3 protein-coding genes are annotated in these 2,838 nt (G+C 75.9%); 2 read left to right on the top strand and 1 reads right to left on the bottom strand.

What is annotated here, in order from left to right; genetic code table 11:
- Nucleotides 1-654: SIR2 family NAD-dependent protein deacylase (locus tag ACWGDE_RS37920; RefSeq protein ID WP_453393636.1), on the bottom strand; the 654-nt coding region annotated here is incomplete at its 3' end.
- Between the two features lie 62 nt (nt 655-716).
- Here ACWGDE_RS37920 and ACWGDE_RS37915 point away from each other — a divergent pair.
- Together ACWGDE_RS37915 and ACWGDE_RS37910 are read left to right on the top strand one after the other, a co-directional pair.
- Complete coding sequence (locus tag ACWGDE_RS37915; protein ID WP_453393635.1) at nt 717-1,616, top strand: ATP-grasp domain-containing protein; 900 nt, start codon at nt 717-719, stop codon at nt 1,614-1,616.
- A 53-nt stretch (nt 1,617-1,669) separates the two neighbouring features.
- The gene (locus ACWGDE_RS37910; protein WP_453393634.1) at nt 1,670-2,581 is read left to right on the top strand and encodes a GNAT family N-acetyltransferase; all 912 of its coding nucleotides are present in this window, start codon (nt 1,670-1,672) and stop codon (nt 2,579-2,581) included.
- Nucleotides 2,582-2,838: the final 257 nt, after the last annotated feature.

Below are 2,838 nucleotides of genomic sequence, written 5' to 3'. Positions count from 1 at the left end.
GGAGTCGTACGGCGTCTCCTGCGCGTTCACGATGATCAGGCGGGCCCCGGCCTCCGCGGCCATCCCGGCCAGCGAGGCCGCGGGCTGCACCTGGAGCGTCGACCCGACGGCCACGAAGACCTGGCACGCCTTGGCGACGGCGACCGCCTGCGCCAGCACCTCGGAGTCCAGCCGCTGGCCGAACATCACGGTCGCCGCCTTGAGGATCCCGCCGCACGCGAGGCAGGGGGGATCCGGCTCCCCGGCGGCGACCCGGGCCAGCGCCTCGTCCATCTCCGACCGGGCACCGCAGGCCGTGCACACCACGGCCCGCGCCGTGCCGTGCAGCTCGAACACCTTGCGCGCGGGCACCCCCGCGAGCTGGTGCAGCCCGTCCACGTTCTGCGTGAGCACCCGCACCGGAGTCCCGCCGCGCTCCAGCTCGGCCACGGCGAGGTGCGCGGCGTTCGGCTGGGCCCCGAGCGCGGCGATCTCGGCCCGCATCAGCCAGGACCGGCGGCGGATCTCCGGATCGGCCATGTAGTACTCGTAGGTCACGAGCTTCTCGGCGTCGGGCTCCCGCCGCCACAGGCCCTGAGGCCCCCGATAGTCGGGGATCCCGGAATCGGTGGACATTCCGGCCCCACTGAACACTGCGACGAGCGGCTTTCCCATGGGCCGACTCTAAGGAGCGCGCGGGCCCCGTCGCGATCGAATTGATTCCGTAGGCTGACGGCATGCCGACCACCGTCCTGTACTGCCGCGATCCGCTCAACGAGCGCCGGGTGGACGCCCACTTCGCCGCCGAGGCCCGCGAGTCGCGCGCCGCCGGCGCCGCCACCGCGCTCGTCGACCACGACGCGCTGCTCGCCGGCGACCCGGAGCGGGCCGTGGCCCGGGTGCCCGCCGGGGCCGGGCCGCTCTGGTACCGGGGCTGGATGATCCCGGCTGAGGGGTACGCCGATCTCGACGCCGCCCTGCGCGAGCGCGGCGGCGAGCTCCGCGTCACCCCCGAGGCCTACCGGCGCGCCCACGAACTCCCCGGCTGGTACGAGACGTTCGCGGACCTCACCCCGCCCTCCGGCTGGCTGCCGGCGTCCCCCGGGCAGGTTCCGGACCCGGTGCGCCTCGCCGAACTCGCCGCCTCGCTCAAGTCCCGCGCCGGCATCGTCAAGGACTACGTCAAGTCCCGCAAACACGAGTGGGTGGAGGCCTGCCACCTTCCCGACCTCGCCGACCCGGCCGCCGTCCACCGGGTGGTGAGCCGGTTCGTGGAGCTCCAGGGCGAGGACCTGGCGGGCGGGGTGGTGCTGCGGGCCTTCGAACGGTTCACCGCGGCGGAGGGCACCGCCACCGAGGTACGGGTCTGGTGGCGCGGAGCCGAACCCCTGCTGGTGACCCCCCACCCCGACAGCCCGTACGCCGAGGTGGCGCCGCCGGACCTCGATCAGGTGCGGGCCGCCGTCCGGGCGCTGGACTGCTCCTTCGTCACCACCGACCTCGCCCTGCGCGAGGACGGGGTCTGGAGGGTCGTCGAGGTGGGCGACGGGCAGGTGAGCGACGTGCACGGAGAGGCCGATCGCGGCGCGTTCGCCCGTCTCCTGACGTCGGATCAGGCCGGGCCGCGCACCTCCTGACGGCCGGTCGGGCCCGGCTGCGCGCCTCCCGCGCATCTGCTACAACACCGGACATGACGGGATCGACTGGATTCGAGATCAACGGCGCGAGCGCCGCTGACCTGGCGCTGCTCCGGGACTGGGCCGACGAGGAGGGCTGGAACCCGGGGGACTCCGACCGGTTCGCCTTCGCCGTGGCCGATCCGGAGGGGTTCCTCGTCGGCCGGCTCGACGGGGAACCCGTCGCGTGCGTCTCGGCCGTGCGCTACGGCACGGACTTCGGCTTCCTCGGCTTCTACATCGCCCGCCCCGCGGTGCGCGGCCGCGGCTACGGCATCCGCATGTGGCAGGCCGCCATGGAACGGCTGGACGGGCGGCTGGTCGGCCTCGACGGGGTGGTGGAGCAGCAGGACAACTACCGCAAGTCCGGTTTCCGGTCCGCCTGGAACAACGTCCGCCACGAGGGCGTCCCGCGTGCCGGTGCCGGTGCCGGTGCCGGTGCCAGTGGTGCCGGTGCCAGTGGTGCCGCTCCGGCCGGCGGGCCGGAGCCGGGGGTGGAGATCGTGGACGCCGCCACGCTGCCCTTCGGCCGGCTCGCCGCCTACGACCGGAGGTTCTTCCCGGCCCCGCGCGACGCCTTCCTCGCCGCTTGGGTCGGGCTGCCGGGCCGCACCGCCCTCGCCGCCGTCCGTGACGGCCGGATCGAGGGGCTCGGCGTCGTCCGGCCGTGCAGCGGCGCCTCGCGCGTCGGCCCGCTGTACGCCTCCGACCCGCGGATCGCGGCCGCCCTGCTGCTCCGGCTCGCGGAGCACGCCCCGGACGGCGCGGTCGCCGTCGACGCCCCGGACGCCAACCCGCGCGCGGCCGAGCTGCTGACCGGGCTCGGCCTGTCCCCGACCTTCGAGACCGCCCGGATGTACACCGGGCCGGAGCCGGACGTCGAGCTGACCGGGATGTACGGGGTGGCCAGCCTCGAACTGGGCTGACGGCGGGGCCCGGTGGCTCGTGGCCGGCGCCCGGTGGCCGGCGCCCGACACCCTTGGCCGGTGGCCGGTGGCCGGTGGCCGGTGGCCGGTGGCCGGTGGCCGGTCCGGCCCGGCGCCGGGGAGGAGGCGCGGGGCCGGACCGGGGTGCGGCCGGGTGAGCCGGGGCGGGGCCACCCGTTCCGGGGCCGGGGCAGGACGGCGGTCGCACGGCGCCGCCCGGCCCGGATCGTCCGGGGTGGTCCCTCAGGGGTGGGTGG

The sequence above is a fragment of the Streptomyces sp. NPDC054956 genome (genome assembly GCF_053609185.1).
This window is presented reverse-complemented; position numbering and strand designations above follow the sequence as displayed.

Bases quoted from the DNA above. Each gene is read 5' to 3' on its own strand.
- ACWGDE_RS37915 (WP_453393635.1), top strand. From the start codon at position 717: ATGCCGACCACCGTCCTGTACTGCCGCGATCCGCTCAACGAGCGCCGG.
- ACWGDE_RS37910 (WP_453393634.1), top strand. From the start codon at position 1,670: ATGACGGGATCGACTGGATTCGAGATCAACGGCGCGAGCGCCGCTGAC.